We start from the raw sequence: 23,126 nt of genomic DNA, 5'->3' as shown, positions 1-23,126 counted from the left end.
TAGTCGGGCATATTGCAAATAGGGTGCCTTTTCTGGCGCTATTCAAGCGATTGGCTCCCCTACGCAAAAGCATAATAGTGTCGATAACACTATTATCGTAGGTATTTGTCACTGTGAGCGATCTGTATACCGCCGAAGGAACAATGGATAAAAGCGCCCTCTGGAAACGTTATGTTCCCTTGGTGCGCCATGAAGCCTTGCGTCTACAGGTTCGTCTCCCCGCGAGCGTTGAGTTGGATGATCTACTCCAGGCCGGCGGTATCGGCTTGCTTAGCGCGGTTGAGCGTTTCGATTCACTGCAGGGCACCGCATTTACCACTTATGCGGTTCAGCGGATTCGAGGCTCAATGCTGGATGAGTTACGCAGTCGCGACTGGGCGCCGCGCAGCGTGCGGCGTAATGCGCGGGAAGTGGCACAAGCGATGCAACGGGCTGAACAGCAGCTGGGTCGTGCGCCAACGGAGCAGGAAGTTGCGCATGCTTTGGATATTACGCTCGAAGATTATCGTCAGATTTTGCTGGATACCAATAATAGCCAGCTTTTTTCTTACGATGAATGGCGTGAAGAGCATGGCGACAGCGCGGAAGCGTTGTTGGAAGGTAACGAAGATGCCAATCCGTTACACCAACTGATGGAAGGTAATTTACGCCATCGGGTAATGGAGGCGATAGAAAACCTGCCGGAACGCGAAAAGCTGGTGTTAACGCTTTACTATCAGGAAGAGCTGAATTTAAAAGAAATCGGTGCCGTTCTGGAAGTAGGGGAGTCGCGAGTCAGTCAGTTGCATAGCCAGGCGATAAAGCGCCTGCGCGTAAAATTAATGAATGACGTTTAATTTGGCTGCGTAGGAATAGTGTTTTCAGTAATTGTCATGGAATGGATTCATGCCTCAGCCAACCCGGAAGAAACAGCTGCTTAGCCGTTATCTGAAAGATTTCAAACATAAGCAGACCCATTGTTCTCATTGCAATAAAGCACTTGACCGTGTCTCGTTGATGTTTCGTAACCAGCTTATCAATAAAAAAACGATTGGCGATATTGACCGGTTAATCGATGACAAAATATGGTCAAGTCTGCAACAGGAGCTAATTCCCCTCTGTCGGTTCTGTAGTGAAATATTGTGCCATACCTATGCTAACTATTTTAATATTAAAGCATTCACCCAGTACCTGATTAAACAGACGGAAGTCAAGCATAGCACGATGCGTGAATATGCCATTCGGCTGCGTCGGTTGGATGAACAACTGGTGGCGAAGCGTTTTCCCAAGGAAAACTTTGCTTCTGGAAACATACAGAAACATATTCACGATTATCTTCCCGAAATTGATCAGGCTAGCTACCGCAGCGCGCTGCGCAAATACGATCAGTATCTGGATTGGCAGAAATACTACTGATACCGCGCGTAATACTTTTTCTCCTATGCAATGTTGCCAGATCGCCATATCCTGACTATATGTAAATATTATGACAGTGTAAAAAAGCTTGCAAAATAGAGGCAAACTATTGCACTGTCATACTACTGCAATCATTCCACTCTAATTTTCAGACTGATGGTTAACAGTGGTTCTTAATACGGTCAATCATTATTCATTGGAATAGTTGTTGTCACAGTGAGGAACGCGAATGGTAATGTCCTGTTGGGGACTAAATAGTCGAAACTGCTACTCAGGTCTGCCGACTCGCCGATGCGAGGGATTTCTTCCCCACCAATTTTCTGCACTGTGCCATTTTTCGTTAACGCCATTTTTTGCCTGTCTGCTTACTCCTCCTCGTCAATTATCTCGTCCGACCGGTTCCGGTTCGGGCGTTATTCGTTCTGTTCTCCATCGGCTTAATAAGGAAGCCAAACCTCGCTTGTGAGTGAAACGTCACGCGCTGCCGGGCAGTGCGGTAAGTGAAACAAACTGTAAGGTGCCACTATGGGAAGACAAAAAGCAGTGATCAAAGCACGTCGTGAAGCGAAACGCGTTATTCGGCGCGAGTCGCGTAGTCATCGTCAACGTGAGGAAGAATCGGTCACTTCTCTGGTTCAAATGGGCGGAATTGAATCGATAGGCATGGCGCGGGAAAGCCGCGACACCTCTGTCATTGAAGCTAGAACCGCCGCCCAGGAGCATTACTTGTCTGCAATAGAGAATAAACAGTTAATCTTTGCCACCGGTGAGGCGGGGTGTGGCAAAACGTTTCTGAGCGCGGCCAAGGCGGCGGAAGCGCTTATTCATAAAGAGGTTGATCGCATTATTGTTACCAGGCCGGTGTTACAGGCCGACGAGGATTTGGGCTTTTTACCCGGAGATATTGCCGAGAAGTTTGCGCCTTATTTCCGTCCGGTTTATGACGTGCTTCTGCGGCGGCTGGGCGCGTCGTTTATGCAGTATTGTTTACGACCGGAAATAGCCAAGGTGGAAATCGCGCCTTTTGCCTATATGCGCGGGCGGACGTTCGAAAACGCGGTGGTTATTCTCGACGAAGCTCAGAACGTAACGGTTAACCAGATGAAGATGTTTCTGACGCGTTTGGGGGAAAATGTGACGGTAATCGTCAATGGCGATGTTACGCAGTGTGATTTGCCCGCGGGAGTGAAATCCGGGCTGCGCGATGCGCTGGAGCGTTTTTCCGAGGACGAGATGATAGGCGTGGTCTCTTTCGGCAAGCAGGACTGCGTGCGTTCGGCGCTGTGCCAGCGTACCCTTAACGCCTATGGTTAATGTTTCCAGCGATGGCCCGTAAGAGAGCGGCCAAGGATGGCGCGCCATAAAAAAACGCCGCGTAAGCGGCGTTTTTTCTTTCCGGCATCCCGGATAGACTTCTGCGTGATTAAGCGCGGATAAAGTCGATATGAGTCAGTTTGGGCTTGAACGGGTGACGTTGTACAGCCTGAACCTTGACTTTAGTTTCTTTACCGTCGATAGACAGGATCACCACTTCACCGTAGAAACCGTCTTTCAGTTCCTGGTTTTTAACGCTGTCGTGATCCAGTTCGATAGCAACCGGCGCTTCGGAACCACCATAAACGATGGCCGGAAATTTACCGGCATGACGCAGGCGGCGGCTCGCACCCTTACCCTGATCTTTACGTGCTTCTGCTTTGATAATAATCATTTTTTACTCTACTTAAGATAAGTAATCCTGCTACAGGCGACCCAGCAGCAAGTTGGGTTGTTCTGCTTTTGCGATACAAAAGCGGGCTGAATTCTAGCGGAATATGGGTCTGCGGGCAAATAAAACCGTGAATAAGCTAGCCGCGCAGCTCGTTTGCCCGCCGGAAACGGCCCTGATAATCGAACATTTTTTCCCGTAGCTGCCAGAATTTCCCCTGGCGGCGGGCAACCACAAAGTCGGGCGCGCGCAGTAAATGCCGCTGCGCCAAAACGTCGGCGGCGGTTTGCCAGACGAAAGGGACGCCCGGCGCCCGTTGATGAACGCGCAAGAAATTTAGCTGGAATACGTGGCGCTGCGCCGGCGTTTGCAGGCGAAAACGCTCGCTCACCTCGGCGCCGTCTTCGTCATGGTAGGTGACGTTGAGCCATTCCCCTCTGGCGTCCTTGCCGGGCGTCAGGCTCATGCCGCTGCAGCGCAATACCAGCGCGTCTTTCAGCTTCAGCGCCGCTTTCAGCATATCATCGGGATCGACCAGCACATTTTCACACTGGTGACAGCGGCGGGCCGCAATGTCGTTCTCCGCGCCGCAGTGCGGGCAGATCTTAAAGCGAAAGCGAAAGTCGCACTGCCGGCGCAGACCGTCGTCCAGCGTCTCCCACCCCTGGCAGCGGCGGCCGTAATGTTCGATTACGCTGCCGTCCGCGGCGGTTTTCCCCCAGAATAAATTAGCGAAACCGCATTGCGGACAGAAAACCTGCACCGGCTGGCTGTCGCGGCGGGGTTTGCTGTGTCCGACCTCCGGGGTATGGAGATCGTGTGGGTTTCCGGCATAATCCAGGATCAGACACTCGGTTTTGCCGGGAAACAGACGCAAGCCGCGGCCGACAATTTGCTGATATAAGCTGACGGATTCCGTCGGGCGTAATATGGCGATCAGATCGACGTGCGGGGCATCAAAGCCGGTGGTCAGCACGGCGACGTTGACCAGATAGCGCAGCCGCTGCCGTTTAAAGTCGGCGATAAGCGCGTCACGCTCCGCCGGCGGCGTTTCGGCGCTGACCAGCGCGGCCTGGCCCGGCGGCAATAAGCCATGGATTTCACGGGCATGTTCAACGGTGGCGGCGAAAATCATCACCCCCAGGCGCGTCTGCGCATAGTCGACGATCTGGCTGACGATATGCGGGGTGATGCGCTGCTGGCGCTTTAGCTCGTGATTAAGATCGGCCTCGCTGAACAAGCCGGTGCTGCCCGCCGCCAGCCTGCTGAAATCGTATTGCACTATGGGCATATCCAGCCGTTCCGGCGGCACCAGAAAGCCGTGTTTGATCATATAGCGCAGCGGCAGTTCATAGATGCAATCGCGGAACAGGCTGTGTTCGCCGCCGCGTATCATGCCGTGATAATGGTATTGATAAATCCAGCCCTTCCCCAGACGAAAGGGCGTTGCCGTCAGCCCCAGCAGCCGCAGTTGCGGATTGGTTTGTTGCAGATGGCGGATAATCCGTTGATATTGGCTGTCGTCGTCATCGCCGATGCGGTGGCATTCATCAACGATCAGCAATGAAAAGGCGTGTTCGAACCGATCCAGGTTGCGTGCCACCGACTGCACGCTGCCAAACACCACTTTCCCCTGGCTTTGCCGTTGCCGTAGTCCGGCGGCGAAAATATCCGCCTCCAGCCCCCAGGCGCAGTATTTGGCATGATTCTGCGCCACCAGCTCCTTGACGTGCGCCAAAACCAGCACACGTCCGCGGGCGAGTTTGGCCAGTTCGGCGATAACCAGACTTTTTCCTGCCCCCGTCGGCAGTACGATAACGGCTGGCTGGGTATGACGACGGAAATATTCAAGCGTAGCGGATACAGCCTCACGCTGGTAAGGCCGTAAGGTAACCGGCATTGCCTAGTGCCGGCAGATTTTACTGGCGCTGGTGGTGAAACCGGCCTCAAGCGGAATAAATTTGCCGCGTTCGGCCAGAAACTGTACCAGTTTCGCCGCGGTCAGATCGGTGGCCGAGCAGGTATGAAAACGGGCATCGCTCCCGAAACGGTTTTCAATGGCGGCAATCAGCTGTTCATTGGTAAAAGAGTCGCCGGAGGCGATCATCATTTGCAAAACTTCATGGCCGTGAATGGATGACATGGTACAACCCTCAAGGTAAGTAGTTATCCTTATTATGCCCGTTGATAATGTCCGGCGCGATAGCGCGCGTGAGATATACCACGATGACAAAGGGGGATCGGCGTCGCTGAATTCTATGACCTCGGCTCAAGCGCCGTTATACTGGAACATTCCGGCAGCGGAGCGCCCGTTGCTCTTTTTTCATTATTCATCGGTACAGGCGCCGCTCAGGCGTGTGCTGTGCGATGATTTCACACAGGCAGTGGGTCGTTAATGCGATTGGACAAATTTTTATCCCAGCAGTTGGAAATCAGCCGTTCGCTGGTGGCGCGCGAGCTGCGCGCGCAGCGGGTCACCGTTGATGGGGACGTGGTGAAAAACGGTGCTTTTAAATTGCTTCCCGAGCATCAGGTGGCGTTCGACGGCAATCCGTTGGCGCAGCAGTGCGGACCGCGTTATTTTATGCTGAATAAACCGCAGGGCTACGTCTGCTCGACGGACGATCCCGATCATCCGACCATTCTTTATTTTATGGATGTCCCCGTCGCGTACAAGCTGCATGCGGCGGGACGTCTGGATATCGATACCACCGGGCTGGTGCTGCTGACCGACGACGGGCAGTGGTCGCATCGTATCACCTCGCCCCGCCATCACTGCGAGAAGACCTATCTGGTGACGCTGGAGCAGCCGTTAAGCGACGACACCCCAGCGCAGTTTGCGGCCGGGGTGCAACTGCATGGCGAGAAGCATGTGACCAAGCCCGCGACGCTGGAAAAGATAACGGATTATCAGGTGCGTCTGACCATCAGCGAAGGGCGTTATCATCAGGTGAAAAGAATGTTTGCCGCGGTGGGGAACCGCGTGGTGCAGTTACACCGCGAACGCATCGGCGATATCATCCTGGACAGTGCGTTGCAACCCGGCGAATACCGGGCGCTGAGCGGTCAGGAGATCACCGCCATCAGGTAGTTCCTTCCTGCTTTACCTTTACGCCGGCAGTCCCGGCGCACTCCGATTTCCCTGACGGCGGGCGGTGGCCTGTCGTCGGGCGGCCTGGTTTTTCTACCATATTTATTCCCTTGGGCGATCCAATATCTATCGGGCGTCAGCGCTTTTCTTAGCTGCAAATGTTCTGTATATGTAAAATATATGACTTAAAAGTAAACATTCGGCGCTAAAAAGGTTGAGATGCTACACGAAAAGAGTTACATATAGCCCGAAAAAGAATGGTGATTTGTGATCTCCCAAGCATTAATTAACGTTGTAGTAACCTATACCAACGGCTGTTGATGCTTATTTGTTCTGAGTGCGTTGCTTTTTTAGATTGGGAAAGTGGTAAAAAAAGAGGCGGCGGTCAGGCTGCCATGATAAATATGTTATTGTATTGTAAAATTGCAGTAAAACTTAACCTGAGGAAAAACAGTAGTGGCTAATGTCCAACTTTCGGTAGTGCATCGTTTGCCGCTAAGTTATCGCTGGCTATCGGGTTTTGCCGGTGTAAAAGTCGAACCGATTCCGCTGAGCGGCAGAGAAGAAGACAATAATCTGATTGGTCTCAAGTTATTGAGCCATGATGGCGATGTGGCATGGAAAATCATGCACCAACTGCGTCAGTCGCTGGAGGAAATCCAGGTTGAGTGCGTTGTGCTGGAATGGGAAGGTGAGCCTTGCCTGTTTTTACACCGTAATGATGAAAGCACCGCCATGTGTCGCTTGAAAAATGTCGGCGTGGCGATTGCGGAGCCGGTGTCGGCGCAGTATCCGTTTTGAGAGCGGCAACATCAGTCAAGCTGATCTTGCCGCTCTTTTACGCGTAGGAATTTGGAACGACCTAACGTTCGGCCGCTTTTAAGACGACAGTTGCAGCAGTTCCCGCGTATAGTCTTGCGCCGGATGCGCGAATACCTGCCGGCACTCTCCTTGCTCCACCACTTCGCCTTGTTTTAGCACAATAACCTGATGACACAGCGCCCGCACCACCTGTAGATCGTGACTGATAAACAGGTATGCCAGCCGGTGCTTTTGCTGCAGCGATTTCAGCAACGCCAGAATCTGCGCCTGCACAGTTCTGTCCAGCGATGACGTCGGTTCATCCAGAATAAGCAGTTCCGGTTGCAGAATAAGCGCCCGGGCAATGGCGATACGCTGGCGCTGTCCGCCGGAAAACTCGGCGGGGTAACGGTGGCGTGTGGCCGGATCCAGCCCGACTTCCCGCATGGCTTCAATCACCCGCTGTTGCCGCTGCTCCTCGCTCAGTTTCTGATGGACGGTCAGCCCTTCGGCAATAATCTGCTCGGCGTTCAGCCGCGGGTTCAAGGCGGAGTTGGGATCCTGGAACACCACCTGGATCCGCCGCCGGAAAGGCAGCATCTGCTTGCGGGTCAAGCCGTGCAGCGGCTGGTTATCGAACCAGATTTCGCCGCTTGAATTCAGCAGACGCAGCAGCGCCAGCCCGGTGGTGCTTTTACCCGAACCTGATTCGCCCACCAGCCCGATGCTTTCTCCGCGGCGCAGGCTGAAGCTGATATTGTCGACCACCCGTTTTTCATCGACGGTGCGCCGCAGCAGTCCGCGTTTGATGGGGAAAGAAACCCGCAACTGCTCGACGCGCAGAATGGGGTGCGCATCGCCGACGAGCGGCAAAGGTTCGCCGGCGGGGTCGGCATCCAACAACTGGCGGGTATAGGCGTGTTGCGGCGCGCTGAATAAGCCGTCGCAGGTGTTGCGTTCAACGCATTGGCCGGATTTCATCACCGCGACATTGTCCGCCAGCCGGCGGACAATATGCAGATTGTGGGTGATAAACAGCAAGCTCATGCCCAGCTCCTGTTTCAACTCGTTCAGCAACGTCAGTATCTGCGCCTGTACGGTAACGTCCAGCGCCGTGGTGGGCTCATCGGCGATCAGCAGGTCGGGCTGGGTCAGCAGCGCCATCGCAATCATCACGCGCTGGCGCTCTCCGCCGGAAAGCTGATGAGGGAAATCCTTCAGCCGGCTTTTCGCCTGCCGGATGCCCACGCGATCCAGACAGGAAAGCGCCTCGCCGCGCGCCGCCTCATTATGCATGCCCCGATGCAGCGCTAAAACCTCGACGAGCTGTTTTTCGATGCTTTGCAACGGATTGAGCGACACCATCGGTTCCTGAAAGATCATGGCGATACGATCGCCGCGGATGCGGCGCAGCGTTTTCTCATCCGCATGCAATAGTGACTGACCGGCGAACAGGATATCCCCCTGCTGATAGACGACGGGGGGCGACGGCAACAGGCGCAGGATGGAAAGGGCGGTCACGCTCTTGCCTGAACCGGACTCGCCGACCAGCGCCAGCGTTTCGCCGGCGTTTACGCTAAGCGAGACCCCATCTACGACGCGCTGTTCGTTCTCTCCGTTGCGAAAGGCGATGCTGAGATCCTTAATCTGTAGTAACGGTGAGGTAGACATATCAATACGCCTTACTGGGGTCGAAGGCGTCGCGCACCGCTTCGCCGATAAAAATAAGTAAAGACAGCACCACGGACAGCGCCATAAATACGGTAATGCCCAGCCATGGCGCCTGCAGGTTGTTTTTCCCCTCCAGCAATAACGTGCCTAACGAGGGCGATCCCATCGGTAAACCAAATCCCAGAAAGTCCAGCGAGGTCAGGGTGGTGATCGATCCGCACAGAATAAACGGCAGGTAGGTCAGGGTGGCGACCATGGCGTTCGGCAGCATACAGCGGTACATAATCATCCGATCGCTGACGCCCATCGCCTGCGCGGCGCGGATATAGTCAAAATTGCGGGTACGCAGGAACTCGGCCCGCACCACCCCCACCAGACTCATCCAGCCGAACAGCACCGTGATGCCCAGCAGCCACCAGAAATCGGGCTGGATCACGCTGGAGAGCAGAATAATCAGAAACAGGGTCGGCATCCCGGACCAGACTTCAATAAAGCGCTGGCCCCAGAGGTCCAGCCGCCCGCCGTAATATCCCTGCGTGGCGCCGACGGTAATGCCGATCAGGCTGGAAAGTATCGTCAGCGCCAGGCCGAACAGGATTGAGATACGGAATCCGTACATGACCTGGGCAACGACGTCTTTCCCCTGGCTGTCGGTTCCCAGCAGGTTTTGCCATGACGGCGGAGAGGGGAAAGAGACGGTCGTAGCGAAGTTTATGCTGTCATAGTTATAGCGGATAAGCGGCCACAATGCCCAGCCGTGGCTGTCGATGCGCTGGGCGATGTAGGGATCGCGAAAATCCGCGCGGGTGTCAAACTGACCGCCGAAGGTGGTTTCGCTGTAGTTGACGATAAAGGGCGTATAGAGTTTACCGTCGTACTTCACCAGCAGCGGTTTGTCATTGGCGATCAGCTCTGAGAACAGCGTGACCACAAACAGCGCCAGAAAAATCCACAGCGACCAGTAGCCGCGGCGGTTGCTCTTGAAACGCGCCCAGCGCGCCTGATTAATGGGGCTTAATCGGCTCATTGGCGTCCCTCGAAATCAATACGCGGGTCAACCAGCGTATAGGTCAGATCGCTGATGATATTCAGTAACAGACCGATCAGGGTAAAAATATACAGCGTGCCGAACATCACCGGGTAATCGCGCTGCAGGGTGGCGTCGTAGCCTAACAGGCCCAGTCCGTTCAATGAGAACATCACTTCGATCAACAGCGAGCCGGTGAAAAACATGCTGATAAAGGTGGCGGGAAAGCCGGCAATCACCAGCAGCATAGCGTTGCGAAACACATGACGGTAGAGAATGCTTTTTTCATCCAGCCCCTTGGCGCGCGCCGTCACCACATACTGTTTGCGGATTTCGTCCATAAAGGAGTTTTTCGTCAACATGGTCAGCGTGGCGAAACCGCCGATCACCGTAGCCAGCACCGGCAGGGCGATGTGCCATAGATAATCGGTGATTTTGCCGTACCAGGGCAGGGTATCGAAATTGCTGGATACCAGCCCGCGCAGCGGAAACCAGTCCAGATAGCTGCCGCCGGCGAACACGACAATCAGCAAAATGGCGAACAGGAATGCGGGAATGGCGTAGCCGATAATAATCAGCGTACTGCTCCAGGTATCAAAGGAGGTGTCGTTTTTGACCGCCTTTTTGATCCCCAGCGGAATGGAAACCAGATAGATAATCAGCGTGCTCCACAGCCCCAGCGAGATGGAAACCGGCATACTCTCTTTGATCAGCTGCATCACCGAAGAGCCGCGAAACAGGCTGTCGCCAAAGTCGAAACGCGCATAATCCCACAGCAGTTTGAAATAGCGTTCATGGATGGGCTTATCAAAACCGTAGCGTTTGGTGATCTCTTCAATTACCTCGGGATCCAGCCCGCGGGCGCCGCGATAGGTATTCTCGATATTGGGCGCGCCTGCGCTGCCGGAACGGGCCATGCCGGCGTCAAGGCCGCCGCTGGCGGTATAACCGCCGCCGCGCCCCATCTCGATATTGGCAATCGCCTGGTCGACCGGGCCGCCGGGGGCGATTTGCACGATAAAGAAGTTAATGGTGATAATCGCCCATAGCGTCGGGATCACCAGTAAAAGGCGGCGTAACAGGTAAGTTCCCACGTCGTGACTCCTTAACGTCGCTCTGCCGGCAGCGTAGCCGCTTGTTTAACATCGTACCACCAGCCGTCGAAACCTAATGAATAGGCCGGACGCACCGCCGGCATGGCGAATTTGTTCCAGTAGGCAAAACGGTCATGATTGGAATACCACATGGGGATCATAAACTGATTCCAGGTCAGCACGCGGTCCAGCGCCCGCCCTAACGACAGCAAGGGGGCAGCCTGTCCCTGATGGGCGACGATTTGCTCAACCAGTGTATCGATCGCCGCATCCTGTACGCCGGGCCTGTTGTAGGTGGAGTCGATATACTGCGAATGCCATTCCATCTGTAAATTGGTGTTGGGGTAAATGTAGGCGCTGTACAGCGTTGCCGTCATATCGAAATCGCGCTTGCGCACGCGGCTGCTAAACTGGGCGCTGTCGATATTGCGCACCGTCATGGTAATGCCCAGTTTTTTCAGATTTTGCTGGAAAGGCAGCACATACTGGGAATTTCCCGCACTCGGCAGCAGCAGTTCAAAGGTAAACGGCTTTCCGGTCTGATGGTTAACCAAACGCTGATCTTTCAGTTCCCACCCGGCTTCCTTTAGCAGCGCCAACGCTTTGCGCCAGTTTTCCCGGTCGTAGCCGCTGCCGTCGGATGACGGCGGCTGGTAGCGCGGGCCGAATACCTCCGGCGGCACTTTATCTTTCAACGGTGTCAGCCAGACAAGTTCATCCGCGCTCGGCTCGTCTTTCGCAGCATAGATGGTATTCTGGAAATAGCTGTCGGCACGCTGATAGGCGCTGTAATACAGCGCCTTGTTCATCCAGTTAAAATCAAACGCCAGCGTCAGCGCCTGGCGAACCCGGCGATCGCTGAAAATCGGGCGCTGGATATTGAACGCCAGCCAGCGTGTGTCCTGCGCGGACTCATTCTCCTGATCCTGCTTGATGATATAGCCCCGGCTGAAGTTACCGCCGTGATACTGCGTCGCCCAATGTTTTGGCGAACCTTCGATACGCAGATCGAAAGCGCCGGCTTTAAAGGCCTCCAGGGCGACGTTGTCGTCCAGATAGTAGTCGTAGCGGATCTTATCGAAGTTGTACTGGCCTTTATTTACCGGCAGGTCCGCTCCCCAGTAATCCTGTACGCGCGAGTAGGTAACATATTGCCCGGTGCGATAGGCGGTAATGCGATAGGGGCCGCTGGCTGGCGGCGGGTAGGGCAGCGGATCGCTTAGCTTATGATTTTTCCAGAACTTTTCCGGCATGATCGGCAGCGAAAGCAGGCTGAACATGTGGTTTTTATCGGGGACGGGGAAATCAAAGCGCACCGTCAGCGGCGCCACGGCTTTGGCCGTCACGCCTTTAAAGTAGATGCGAAACTGGGGAACGCCCTGCGTCATAAACATATTGTAGGTGAAAGCGACATCGGCCGCGGTAATCGGCGTACCGTCATGAAAGCGCGCGCTGGGGTTGAGGTCGACTTCTATCCAGTGAAAATCAGCGTCATGGCGGGTGGATTGGGCGACTAACGGATAATAGCTGCCGGGCTCATCGTCGGAGGTCACGAACAGGGAGTCGTAGAGCCGCTCGGTGCGGGTCGCCGCCACGCCGCGTAAAGCATAGCGGTTAAAGTTGTCAAAGGTGCCGAGCGTGCTGAGCGTAATAGCGCCGCCTTTCGGCGCATCGGGGTTGACGTAGTCAAAATGGCGAAAGTCCGCGCCGTATTTAGCTTCCCCCAAAATAGCGAAAGACGTGCTGTGTTCGATCGTTTCGGCATGCAGCCCCAGGGGCAGGGCGCAAAGCAATACGGCGGTAACGACGCGTTTCAACATCTTGACGGTAATCTCCTGCGGACCAACAAGGGTTTATCGGATGCCTGCGTTCAGGCATGATTTTCTATAGCGGTTTTTGGCGATATAAAGTTGTTGATATAACAGACATTACCTCCCGTAAACCGGGTTTTTCCCTTTTTACCATGAATGACTGTAATAAACCTACCATAATCACTGCCTTGCAAGTTGCAACCACTGTAAGAAATTGTTTGGGAAATTTTAACTAAAAAAACGTCGCTTGCGACGAATAAAAAAACGCCGCTTATTGCTAAGCGGCGTTTACTGTCTCGTTTGGCATCTCAGGTACATCAGGGATAAAAATCGGTTAGCTGTTGGTTCCTTTACTCAGCACGCGCCGGGCTTCCCGGTAACGCTTTTTCCAATAGCTGTCATCCATATTGGAGATCATTACGCCGCTGCTGGTGGAGGCATGAACAAACTGTCCGTTGCCGACATAGATGCCGACGTGGCGACCGGTTGAACCGGCGCGAAACAGCACCAGATCGCCGGGACGCAGCTTGGCAGGTTGCACTTTCTGACCGATTGCTTGCTGTTCGGAGGTTGAACGCGGTAAGTCCATGCCGAATTGATCGCGGAAAGTACGCTGCACGAATGCGGAACAATCGATGCCGCGTTTGCTGTCGCCGCCTAAACGGTAGCGAACGCCTTTCCAACTGGCATATTGGTTAAGCAATTTGGATTTGATATCCACATTACGCACCAATGCTTCAAATTCATCCTGAGAGGCTTGCAGTAAAAGACCGTCTTTATCATTGACTGCATGCATCTCAGTTTGCGCGTTCTGATTGTTGGATGCACTGTTACTACCACATGCGGAAAGCGTTATCGCTATCGCGACGGCAGGCAACGCCCGCCAGATATATCTCAGGATCGGTTGAGATGTGACCATTATTGTTATGTTCCCTTGAAGTCCTTAACGGACGGATGCCGTTATGTAATAAATGCCAAACGAAAACGAGATTCAGACTAAAGCAGAGTTTGCGGTTCACCAAATATCGAACGGTGAAAGTGTGCCTGAACGCACATTATTTCTCCTTTCGCCGCTAGCTCAATATAGGGAAAAAAGCAAACTTCATCGAGACTACCGTATCGATAAACGGATTGCGAGCAGTTTTAACTATTTTATTTATAAGATCTAATGATGTAGTCAGCAAAAAAATGTCGATAGCCGGCGACCGCTACGGATGGTTATTTATCGGACGATATTTGCCGGGCAGATAGCGATGCAGCAAATTAATTAATGCATCGCTGGCCGGGGTAAGCAACCACCAGCTTAATCCGGTCAGTACCACCGATAGCGATCCCACGGCGATATCGCTAAACCAGTGCGCCCCAATCATAACGCGGGGCAGGGAAAAAATAATCACTATCGCCAGGCTTACGGCAAAGGAGGTACGGGTGAAATAGCGCGACATAAATGCCGCAAAGACCATCAGCATCATGCCATGATCGCCGGGAAAACTGTCCCTGGAGGCATCTTTTGCCGGGATCGACGTCAGTTCGCCAACGCGGTTGATATTGCTGAAAGAAAGGGTCGGGCTGGCGTGCTGAACCGGCAATAAATGGCCCAGTTGATTAAGGATTAACGCGCTAAGCAGCATAACCATGCCGACGATCAGCAGGCGTCGACGCTCCGGCGGCGTCGCCCGCAGATAAAATGACAGATACAACAGACCCATCGCCAGCAGCGCACAGCCGTCAAACGCCCGGACGTTGGTTATCGCCACCCATCGCAGGAATATCGGGCTTTCGATCAATTGCTGATTAAAGTAGAAGAAAACAGCGCTGTCCAACCCGAACCAAAAGCCGTGGTCGGGCGGCAAATACCAGGACAAAAACAGCCCGATGCCTAACACATTGAGCAGCAAGATAAAAAAAATGTTACGCCGAGACATACAGGAAACAACCCAGGATCCGCTAGAACTGAATCGCCATTCTACCCGGCGGTAGTTAAACGAGCCTTTAACAGGCCGGCTTGCAGGTTATTCCATTGCGCCGGCGTCTCGTTAATCAGCTCGATACGGCTATCCACCGGCGCGGCCGGTCTGGTTTCGATATGCAGGTCGTAACCCTGACGATTGACGACCAACGTACCTTCCCGGATACGCATCACTCCTTTAACCCGGCTGACGGGGGAGAGGCGAACCCAGTCCAGCAGCGCGGCGGTATCAAAGACGGTGTCCGGCGAGAAAATCCAGCCGCAGGCGTGGTAGCCCTGGCCCTGATTCAATGAACGACGCCAGGATTCGCCCCCCGGCAGCCGTAACGCGGCCAGCCCCTGCGCGGCGCTATGCGGGTGATGATGCGCGCCGTCGGGCAGCTCGCGCAGATTATGGCGCGGCTGCGCCAGCAGCTGCCGCTCCACCTCTCCCTGGCTGACCAGCACCACCTGGCGGTTATCGCCGTTGCTGCTTTGCCACTGCCGCAAGGCGGAGAGATCCGCATCGAGGTAGGTTTCCTGCTTATTGGCGACGATAATGTCGGCCGCCGCCAGCTGATCGCGGAAATTCTCATTCTCGGTATAACGGGGTTGATTCAGTTGGCGGGCATCCAGCAGACATAGTGTGGCCTGCAACGTTAGCCAGGGCCGGTAGCTTTCGCCCGTCAGCAGCGCGAGGATTTGCTTCGGGTGGCCGAGGCCCGTCGGTTCGATCAACAGGCGGTGCGGTTTTTTCTGCTGTAGCAGCATATTCAGGCCGACCTGCATCGGCAGGCCGTTCACGCAGCACATGCAGCCGCCGGGGATCTCTTTCAATACCGCGCCGCTGTCGGCCAGCAAGGCGCCGTCAATCCCGACTTCGCCGAATTCATTAACCAATACGGCCCAGACTTCATCCTCGGGCTTTTGAGAAAGCAGATGGCGGATCGTCGTGGTTTTTCCACTGCCGAGAAAGCCGGTAATGACATTCACTTGGGTTAACAAAACGGGCTCCTGAGAAAATAGCGCCGGGGATTGACCCGCCGGCCGGAGCGTTACCCCGGCGGACGGTGCGACGGTTGCTTATTCAGCGCGTCCCATATAGCGGCGTTCTGGAATATGGATACGGATCTTCTCTCCGGCGCTCAGATATTCCGGCACCTGAATCGTCAGACCGGTGCTCATGGTCGCCGGTTTGTTGCGGGCGCTGGCCGATGCGCCTTTGATGCCCGGCGCGGTGTCGACAATCTCCATATCCACCGTTTGCGGCAGTTCAAGGGCAATGATTTCGCCGTCCCAGGTCAGCACCTGAATACCAGGCATGCCGCCTTCGGGAATAAACAGCAGCTCTTCTTCTATTTGTTCTTTTTTGAAGTGGTAAGGCGTGTAGTCTTCGTCATCCATAAAGATATACTCGTCGCCGTCAATATAGGAGAAGGTGACCGTGCGGCGGGTCAGGGAGATGGTATCGAGAATATCATCGCCTTTAAAACGTTCTTCAACCTTTAATCCGCTGCGCACGTCGGCAAATCGCATTTTATACAGCGTACTGGCGCCGCGGGCGCTGGGGCTCTGGATATCGATGTCCTTTACCAGCAGCAATTTGCCGTTATAGTTGACGGCCATACCGCGTTTGATTTCGTTCGCTCTTGCCATACAAATTACCTGTTATAAGGAGTGAGATTTTTGTGGCGACACGTTACTCGCGCCGCAGGATTCAGGCAAGCGGGAATTTACCGTGCGGCATGATTGACGCGGTTAACCATTTATCGCGCGCGGGGGATAAGCATTGGTATTTGCCCGCATGGCTGTTATGGTGGCGGACGTTCCCTCATTTATAGCCAGCCAGCCGGAGCCTGCTGATGGACTGTCGCCCCGACTGCGGCGCCTGCTGCATCGCGCCTTCAATATCCAGCCCGCTGCCGGGCATGCCGAACGGCAAGCCGGCCAATACCCGCTGTATTCATCTGGATGCGCATATGCGCTGCGCAATATTCCATTCGCCGCTGCGACCCGCGGTATGCGCCGGGTTGCAGGCGCGCGCAGACATGTGTTTCAGCCATCGCGACGACGCGCTGATTTATCTGGCGCGGCTGGAAGCGGACACCGCGTCCGATGCCCCGGCTGCTACGCGTCCTTGATGCGCCACATGCAGTAGCCTGCGCTGGCGATCATGATCAGCGCAATAAAGAAGACCGCATGATAACTCCAGACTTCCGCAACCACGCCCCCCAGGGAGCCGGAAATAATCCAGCCCACCCGAGTGGTATTGGTAAAGAGCGTGGTTGCAGCGCCCGCCTGACCGGGCATCAGATCCTGGAAATAGAGCATGCCGATCCCGGCGAGAATGCCGATGAAAATGGCGTTCAGCAACTGTAAAGCCAGCAGGGCGATCTCCCCGTCGAGCAACAATAATCCCACATAAAACAGCAGACCTGCGGAGATGGCCAGACGCATCAGCAGGCGTTTGCCAAAACGGCTGGCGACGTAACCGGCGATCAGCATGGTCGGGATCTCCAGTCCGGCGGCCGTTCCCATCATAATCCCGGCCATTTTTTCCGGTAGATTCAGCTCGTGCACCAGATAGAGCGGCATATTGATGATATAGAGACCGTTACAGGTCCACATCAGCGTACAGGCGGCGAACAGCAGCAACGTATCCCGGCGGTTGCGGCGCGGGGATTCAAGCGTCGCCGCCGTTTTCACCATCACTTTCGGCATGGACGGAAGAAATAGCCTGACCAGTATGGCGCAGAGAACAAAGACCAGCCCCGCGGTGAGATACATGGTGGTAAAGCCGAAACCCAGCGCCAGGGCAAAGGCGATAGGGGGGCCGACAACCCAGGAGAGCGAGATCTGGGCGCGCATCACCGAGCTGAACATGGCGGCTTCGCGGCCGGTGCGATCGGCGTGTTCCCGCGCCAGCGCGAATAGCTGCGGATTGGCGGTGGAGCCGAAACTGCTGAGCAGCACGCCGACAAACAGCAAAATAAAGTAATTCCGGTTCCAGGCGAACAACATGCAGCCCAGGGCGCCTATCAGGCAGCAGAGAAAAATAAGCGTTTTGCGATCGCCCTGCCTGTCTGAGCGCTTTGCCAGCAACTGGCTGACGACGATGCCGATCACCGCGCTGCCGGTATAGAACATGCCGACCAGAAATGGCCGCACCTGTACTTCGTTTGACAGAAAGAGGCTGAGCGTCGGGAGTTGCAGTGCGCCGGCAATCCCTGTCAGAAAGGCGATGACCAAAAATGCCGACGAAGTCAGATCGGGCTGACGTCGAGGCGTGCTGCTGACGGATGTGTGCATAAAAGTGATAACGCTTAAGAAGGAGGTGGAAGACAGACCGTACATCGTCATATTACGCCGGTTTATAAAAAAACAGAAAACCTGTTGCATAATTTTTCTTCAGCAAAGGTTCAGCCTGAGGGTTTTTTTATGCTATCGACCGGGGTTCTGCCGGCTAAAATGTGCGTGATGTCTAAATTTTGTTACGCCGATTGTGGAGAATACTTGCATAAACATCGCAATGGCAACAGACTCATTGAAACGTTTCAGCGATGTTTTTTTTGAAACCCTGTCCTTAACGGACACATTTTTTTCTCATAAAAGCTGAAACGATTCAACTTTCAGCAAGAGAGGAGAGCCATGTTCCAGTTGTCACAGCAGGATATTCATATAGGCGCGACGGCCGGCAGCAAGCAGGAAGCCATACGGCTTGTTGCTTCAGCGCTGACTGACGCCGGGTGCGTCAGCGCAGGGTATGTCGATGGCATGCTGCAGCGCGAACAACAGACGTCCACTTACCTGGGGAGCGGTATTGCGATCCCCCACGGCACCACCGATACCCGCGATCTGGTGCTGAAAACCGGGGTACAGGTTTTCCAGTTTCCGCAGGGTGTTGCCTGGGGTGAAGACCAGACCGCTTACGTGGTGCTGGGCATCGCCGCCAGTTCCGATGAGCATCTGGCGCTATTGCGTCAGCTTACGCATGTGCTAAGCGACGACCGCGTCGCCGCCCGTCTGGCGGACACCGACTCGGCGGAAGAACTGCGCAGCCTGCTGATGGGCGAGCAGCAACCGGCCGACTTCCGTTTCGATACCTCGCTGATTGCGCTTGATGTGGCAACGGATAATCTGCTGACGCTGCAGGCGCTGAACGCCGGACGTCTGCAACAGGTCGGCGCGGTGGATGCCGCTTTCGTCAGCAACGTGGTCGGCCATAAACCGCTGAATCTGGGGCAGGGCGTGTGGTTCAGCGACAGCGCCGAGGGAAACCTCGGCAGCGCGGTCGCGGTTGCCCGTCCCGCGGCGCCGTTCAGCGTGGATAACGAATCGGTCGCCTTGCTGGTGACCGTCGCGGCGGCGGATGAACAGGCGCTGGCCCCGATTGATTACCTCGCCAATCTGCTGACGGCGCAAAAAGCTGAACGCTTGCTGAAGGCCGACGCGCCAACGCTGTTAGCCCTGCTGACCAGCGATGCGGCGGAAGAAAGCGACGTGCTGACGGCGGAATTCACCGTGCGTAACGAACACGGCTTGCACGCGCGCCCGGGCACCACGCTGGTTAATGTGATTAAACAGTTCGACAGCGAAGTCACCGTCGCCAATCTGGACGGTACCGGCAAAGCGGTAAATGGCCGCAGCCTGATGAAAGTTATCGCTCTGGGGGTGAAGAAAGGCCACAAACTACGCTTTACCGCCAGCGGCAGCGACGCGGAGCAGGCACTGGCCGCCATTGGCGAAGCCATTAATTCCGGTTTGGGTGAGGGGGCGGCATGAGCAGGCGAGTCGCCACCATTACCCTGAATCCGGCCTATGACCTGGTCGGCTATTGCCCGGAAATCGAGCGGGGCGAAGTGAACCTGGTTCAGACGGCGGGTCTGCATGCCGCCGGTAAAGGCATCAACGTTGCCAAAGTGCTGAAAGACCTCGGGATTGATGTCACGGTGGGTGGATTCCTGGGGAAAGACAATCAGGACGGTTTTCAGCAGTTGTTCAGCGAACTGGGCATTGCCAACCGTTTTCAGGTTGTTCCGGGACGTACGCGTATCAATGTCAAACTGACCGAAAAAGACGGAGACGTTACCGATCTCAATTTTTCCGGTTTCGAGGTCACCCCGCAGGACTGGCAGCGCTTCGTCAATGACTCCCTGAGCTGGCTGGGGCAGTTCGATATGGTCGCCGTCAGCGGCAGTCTGCCGGCCGGCGTCGATCCGGACGCCTTTACCGACTGGATGTCCCGGCTACGCAGCCATTGTCCGTGCATTATTTTCGACAGCAGCCGCGAGGCGCTGGTCGCCGGGTTGAAAGCCGCTCCCTGGCTGGTTAAACCCAATCGCCGGGAGCTGGAAATCTGGGCCGGGCGTAAACTGCCTACGCTGGCCGATGTGGTTGATGCTGCGCACGCGCTGCGTGAGCAGGGTATCGCGCATGTGGTGATCTCACTGGGGGCGGAAGGCGCTCTGTGGGTAAATGCATCCGGTGCGTGGTTGGCAAAACCGCCTGCCTGTGACGTGGTAAGTACGGTCGGAGCGGGTGACTCCATGGTTGGAGGACTGATTTATGGCTTATTAATGCGCGAGTCCAGTGAACATACGTTGCGTTTGGCGACAGCGGTTGCTGCGCTGGCGGTCAGCCAAAGCAACGTCGGCATTACCGATCGTCCTCAGTTGGCCGCAATGATGGCGCGTGTCGATCTGAAACCCTTTAACTGACAGCAGGAGACGAATGATGAAAACGCTGCTGATTTTAGATAAATCACTGGGTCTGGCGCGAAGCCATCTGGTGAAGAACCTGCTCGGCGCTGCCGCTGAGAAAGCCGGGCTGACGTTTACCGAACAGGCCGATGAGGCCGAACTGGCGATCGTGCTTGGCGCTTCCGCCGCCGCGGACGCCGCGCTGAATGGCAAACAGGTATTTGTTGGCGACGTGGAACTGGCGGTCAGCCAGCCGGAGGCGTTCCTCAATCAGGCGAAAGCCGATGCCGCGCCCTATCAGGCGCCGGCGTCAGCACCCGTTCAGCCAGGCTCGGCCACACGCATTGTGGCGGTGACCGCCTGTCCGACAGGGGTGGCGCATACGTTTATGGCGGCTGAAGCCATTGAAACCGAGGCGAAGAAACGCGGCTGGTGGGTTAAGGTTGAAACCCGCGGCTCCGTCGGCGCCGGCAATCCGATTACGCCCGAAGAAGTGGAACAGGCGGACGTGGTGATTGTCGCCGCGGATATCGAAGTCGATCTAAGCAAGTTCGCCGGTAAGAAAATGTACCGTACCTCCACCGGTCTGGCCTTGAAAAAGACTGCGCAGGAGCTAGATAAGGCGCTGGCGGAAGCGACGGTTTATCAGCCGAACGGGCAGAGCGGCGCCGAGGCGACCAGTCAGGCCAAAAAAGGCGGGGCGGGTCCTTATAGCCACCTGTTGACCGGCGTGTCCTATATGCTGCCGGTGGTGGTGGCCGGCGGCCTGTGTATCGCCTTGTCGTTTGTGTTCGGCATCGAAGCCTTTAAGGAAGAAGGTACGTTGGCCGCGGCGCTGAAAATGGTGGGGGATTCTGCCTTTGCGCTGATTGTTCCCGTGCTGGCGGGTTATATTGCGTTTTCCATCGCCGATCGTCCTGGTCTGGCTCCGGGGCTGGCCGGCGGGGTGCTGGCGGTCGGTATGGGCGCGGGGTTCCTCGGCGGTATTATTGCCGGCTTCCTGGCGGGTTACGTGGCCAGAGCGCTCAGTAATCACATTCACCTTCCGCAGAGTATGTCGGCCCTGAAACCGATTTTGATCATCCCGCTGTTAGCGACGTTGATCATGGGGTTGATTATGGTGTATGCCGTGGGAACGCCGGTCGCCAAGATCCTGACCGGTCTGACCGACTGGCTGCAATCCATGGGCACGGCGAATGCGGTGATCCTCGGCGCCATCCTCGGCGGCATGATGTGTACCGATATGGGTGGGCCGGTAAACAAAGTGGCCTACGTGTTCGGCACCACCTTGCTGAGTAGCCAGATTTATGCGCCGATGGCCGCGGTTATGGCCGGCGGGATGGTGCCGCCGCTGGCGATGGGGTTGGCGACGCTGCTGGCCGGTAAGAAATTCAACGCGACGGAACGTGAAGGGGGCAAGGCGGCGCTGGTTCTGGGGCTGTGCTTTATCTCCGAAGGGGCGATTCCTTACGCCGCCCGCGATCCGATGCGCGTATTGCCGTGCTGTATCATCGGCGGCGCGCTGACCGGGGCCTTGTCCATGGCGGTCGGCGCCAAGCTGATGGCGCCGCACGGCGGCCTGTTTGTGCTGCTGATCCCTGGCGCCATTGCGCCGGTACTGGGTTATCTGTTCGCCATTATCGCCGGAACGGTGGTTGCGGGCGTGCTGTACGCGTTCCTGAAACGCCCGGATGAGCAACTGGTGAAAAAAACCGCTTAACGGGACGAGTCGGTATACAGGGATGTAGAAAAAAGGGGCCGCTCAGCGGCTCCTTTTTTCGTTTTAGCAAGATTGCGGATCCTGCGCCTTAAGCCAGGCGATTTCCTGCGCCCAGATATCCGGATTAACGGTTTCCAGAATCAGTGGGATGCCGTCAAAACGCCGATCCTTCATGATGTAGCTGAAGGCGGTTTTACCGATATTTCCTTCCCCCAGGCTGTGGTGACGATCCACCCGGCTGTTGAACTCGCTTTTGGCGTCGTTCAGGTGCATACCGCGTAAATAATCAAAACCGACGATGCGCTCGAATTCGGCAAAGGTTCGGTCGCATGCGCCGCTGGTGCGTAAATCATATCCCCCGGCAAAGGCGTGACAGGTATCGATGCACACGCCGACGCGGCTCTTGTCTTCGACGTCGGCGATAATGGCGGCCAGATGTTCAAAGCGAAATCCCAGATTGCTTCCCTGGCCAGCGGTGTTTTCAATTACCGCGGTAACGCCCTCGGTGGCCGCCAGCGCAATATTGATCGACTCGGCGATGCGCGCCAGACAACGGTCTTCATCAATCTGCTTCAGGTGACTGCCGGGATGGAAATTAAGCAGGCTCAGCCCCAACTGCTGGCAGCGCGCCATCTCGTCGATAAAGGCGGCGCGCGATTTTTCCAGCGCCGCGTTTTCCGGGTGTCCGAGATTAATCAGATAGCTATCGTGCGGCAGAATCTGCGCCGGAGTGTAGCCATATTTTGCACTGGCGGATTTAAACCGCGCGATCGTTTCCGGAGTCAATGGCGCCGCCTGCCATTGACGCTGATTTTTGGTAAACAATGCGAAAGCGGTCGCTTCAAGCTCATGGGCTCGTATTACCGCCTGGTCTACGCCACCGGCGGCGCTGACGTGGGCGCCTATGTATTTCATGATGATTTTCCTCTTGATGACGCAGGCATTATGGCATTGTCAGAGCGGTTAACCAGGCGTTAAACGGAAAATTATCCATGACTATAGAAAAAACCATCTTGTCTAAAGAATCTATACTGTAATGCAGGTCTTGCGCCCGCCAGGTCGCAACGCGAAAACAGGCCGGCGCTCGGACCGTTGACTACGTGAATTCTCCAGAGATATTTATTAATATCTTCCCAACTATAGATATTTTCGATAAAAGCCGAT

22 protein-coding genes are annotated in these 23,126 nt (G+C 55.4%); 9 read left to right on the top strand and 13 right to left on the bottom strand.

The window, feature by feature from the left end; all coding sequences use genetic code 11:
- Positions 1-113 precede the first annotated feature (113 nt).
- From EH206_RS13385 to phoH, 3 genes are all read left to right on the top strand, one after another.
- Entirely contained in the window at positions 114-836 is a 723-nt protein-coding gene (locus tag EH206_RS13385; protein ID WP_009113307.1) for an RNA polymerase sigma factor FliA, read from the top strand.
- A 49-nt stretch (positions 837-885) separates the two neighbouring features.
- Positions 886-1,395, top strand: coding sequence for a flagella biosynthesis regulatory protein FliZ (gene fliZ / locus EH206_RS13380; protein ID WP_009113306.1), 510 nt, complete (start codon positions 886-888; stop codon positions 1,393-1,395).
- 525 nt (positions 1,396-1,920) lie between these two features.
- Positions 1,921-2,709, top strand: coding sequence for a phosphate starvation-inducible protein PhoH (phoH, locus tag EH206_RS13375; protein ID WP_009113305.1), 789 nt, complete (start codon positions 1,921-1,923; stop codon positions 2,707-2,709).
- Between the two features lie 109 nt (positions 2,710-2,818).
- Here the strand turns inward: phoH and rplY are convergent, their stop codons facing one another.
- The 3 genes from rplY to EH206_RS13360 form a co-directional block, all read right to left on the bottom strand.
- Positions 2,819-3,103, bottom strand: coding sequence for a 50S ribosomal protein L25 (gene rplY / locus EH206_RS13370; protein WP_009113304.1), 285 nt, complete (start codon positions 3,101-3,103; stop codon positions 2,819-2,821).
- Positions 3,104-3,239: 136 nt separating this feature from the next.
- Complete coding sequence (gene radD, locus EH206_RS13365) at positions 3,240-5,000, bottom strand: DNA repair helicase RadD (protein WP_009113303.1); 1,761 nt, start codon at positions 4,998-5,000, stop codon at positions 3,240-3,242.
- A 3-nt stretch (positions 5,001-5,003) separates the two neighbouring features.
- On the bottom strand, positions 5,004-5,243 hold the full coding sequence (locus tag EH206_RS13360; RefSeq protein ID WP_009113302.1) for a YecH family metal-binding protein: 240 nt from the start codon (positions 5,241-5,243) through the stop codon (positions 5,004-5,006).
- A gap of 252 nt (positions 5,244-5,495) precedes the next feature.
- Between EH206_RS13360 and rsuA the strand changes: the two genes are divergently transcribed.
- Positions 5,496-6,191, top strand: coding sequence for a 16S rRNA pseudouridine(516) synthase RsuA (rsuA, locus tag EH206_RS13355; protein WP_009113301.1), 696 nt, complete (start codon positions 5,496-5,498; stop codon positions 6,189-6,191).
- Between the two features lie 456 nt (positions 6,192-6,647).
- Positions 6,648-6,992, top strand: coding sequence for a YejG family protein (locus tag EH206_RS13350; protein WP_009113300.1), 345 nt, complete (start codon positions 6,648-6,650; stop codon positions 6,990-6,992).
- 78 nt (positions 6,993-7,070) lie between these two features.
- Here EH206_RS13350 and yejF read toward each other — a convergent pair whose 3' ends face one another.
- The 8 genes from yejF to yeiP form a co-directional block, all read right to left on the bottom strand.
- Positions 7,071-8,663 (bottom strand): microcin C ABC transporter ATP-binding protein YejF, encoded by a 1,593-nt coding sequence (gene yejF / locus EH206_RS13345; RefSeq protein ID WP_009113299.1) that lies wholly within the window; start codon positions 8,661-8,663, stop codon positions 7,071-7,073.
- A 1-nt stretch (position 8,664) separates the two neighbouring features.
- Complete coding sequence (locus EH206_RS13340; protein ID WP_009113298.1) at positions 8,665-9,690, bottom strand: ABC transporter permease; 1,026 nt, start codon at positions 9,688-9,690, stop codon at positions 8,665-8,667.
- Positions 9,687-10,784, bottom strand: coding sequence for a microcin C ABC transporter permease YejB (locus EH206_RS13335; RefSeq protein WP_009113297.1), 1,098 nt, complete (start codon positions 10,782-10,784; stop codon positions 9,687-9,689). The genes EH206_RS13340 and EH206_RS13335 overlap by 4 nt, the downstream gene beginning before the upstream one ends.
- An 11-nt stretch (positions 10,785-10,795) precedes the next feature.
- Positions 10,796-12,604, bottom strand: a complete 1,809-nt coding sequence (locus tag EH206_RS13330; protein ID WP_009113296.1) for an extracellular solute-binding protein — start codon at positions 12,602-12,604, stop codon at positions 10,796-10,798.
- 325 nt (positions 12,605-12,929) lie between these two features.
- The gene (gene mepS / locus EH206_RS13325; protein WP_009113295.1) at positions 12,930-13,514 is read right to left on the bottom strand and encodes a bifunctional murein DD-endopeptidase/murein LD-carboxypeptidase; all 585 of its coding nucleotides are present in this window, start codon (positions 13,512-13,514) and stop codon (positions 12,930-12,932) included.
- A 289-nt stretch (positions 13,515-13,803) separates the two neighbouring features.
- Positions 13,804-14,520: a phosphatase PAP2 family protein gene (locus tag EH206_RS13320; protein ID WP_009113294.1), complete on the bottom strand. Its 717-nt coding sequence runs from the start codon at positions 14,518-14,520 to the stop codon at positions 13,804-13,806.
- A 41-nt stretch (positions 14,521-14,561) separates the two neighbouring features.
- Complete coding sequence (locus EH206_RS13315) at positions 14,562-15,548, bottom strand: CobW family GTP-binding protein (protein WP_009113293.1); 987 nt, start codon at positions 15,546-15,548, stop codon at positions 14,562-14,564.
- A gap of 78 nt (positions 15,549-15,626) precedes the next feature.
- Complete coding sequence (yeiP, locus tag EH206_RS13310; RefSeq protein ID WP_009113292.1) at positions 15,627-16,199, bottom strand: elongation factor P-like protein YeiP; 573 nt, start codon at positions 16,197-16,199, stop codon at positions 15,627-15,629.
- Between the two features lie 206 nt (positions 16,200-16,405).
- Between yeiP and EH206_RS13305 the strand changes: the two genes are divergently transcribed.
- Positions 16,406-16,684 (top strand): YkgJ family cysteine cluster protein, encoded by a 279-nt coding sequence (locus EH206_RS13305; protein WP_009113291.1) that lies wholly within the window; start codon positions 16,406-16,408, stop codon positions 16,682-16,684.
- Here the strand turns inward: EH206_RS13305 and EH206_RS13300 are convergent.
- Positions 16,671-17,852, bottom strand: coding sequence for a sugar efflux transporter (locus EH206_RS13300; RefSeq protein ID WP_040343915.1), 1,182 nt, complete (start codon positions 17,850-17,852; stop codon positions 16,671-16,673). The genes EH206_RS13305 and EH206_RS13300 overlap by 14 nt on opposite strands.
- A 339-nt stretch (positions 17,853-18,191) precedes the next feature.
- On the opposite strand from EH206_RS13300, the gene fruB reads away from it, so the two are divergent.
- The 3 genes from fruB to fruA are packed head-to-tail and all read left to right on the top strand — an operon-like array spanning position 18,192 to position 21,962.
- Entirely contained in the window at positions 18,192-19,325 is a 1,134-nt protein-coding gene (gene fruB, locus EH206_RS13295; RefSeq protein ID WP_009113288.1) for a fused PTS fructose transporter subunit IIA/HPr protein, read from the top strand.
- The gene (gene fruK, locus EH206_RS13290; RefSeq protein ID WP_009113287.1) at positions 19,322-20,260 is read left to right on the top strand and encodes a 1-phosphofructokinase; all 939 of its coding nucleotides are present in this window, start codon (positions 19,322-19,324) and stop codon (positions 20,258-20,260) included. Before fruB ends, fruK begins: the two co-directional genes overlap by 4 nt.
- A 16-nt stretch (positions 20,261-20,276) precedes the next feature.
- On the top strand, positions 20,277-21,962 hold the full coding sequence (gene fruA / locus EH206_RS13285; RefSeq protein WP_009113286.1) for a PTS fructose transporter subunit IIBC: 1,686 nt from the start codon (positions 20,277-20,279) through the stop codon (positions 21,960-21,962).
- A 63-nt stretch (positions 21,963-22,025) separates the two neighbouring features.
- Here the strand turns inward: fruA and nfo are convergent, their stop codons facing one another.
- Positions 22,026-22,877: a deoxyribonuclease IV gene (nfo, locus tag EH206_RS13280; RefSeq protein WP_009113285.1), complete on the bottom strand. Its 852-nt coding sequence runs from the start codon at positions 22,875-22,877 to the stop codon at positions 22,026-22,028.
- Positions 22,878-23,126 lie beyond the last annotated feature (249 nt).

The organism is Brenneria nigrifluens DSM 30175 = ATCC 13028 (assembly GCF_005484965.1).
GTDB classification, from domain to species: Bacteria; Pseudomonadota; Gammaproteobacteria; order Enterobacterales; family Enterobacteriaceae; genus Brenneria; species Brenneria nigrifluens.
Note: the sequence above shows the minus strand (reverse complement) of the source record. Positions and strands in the feature narration are given on the sequence as shown.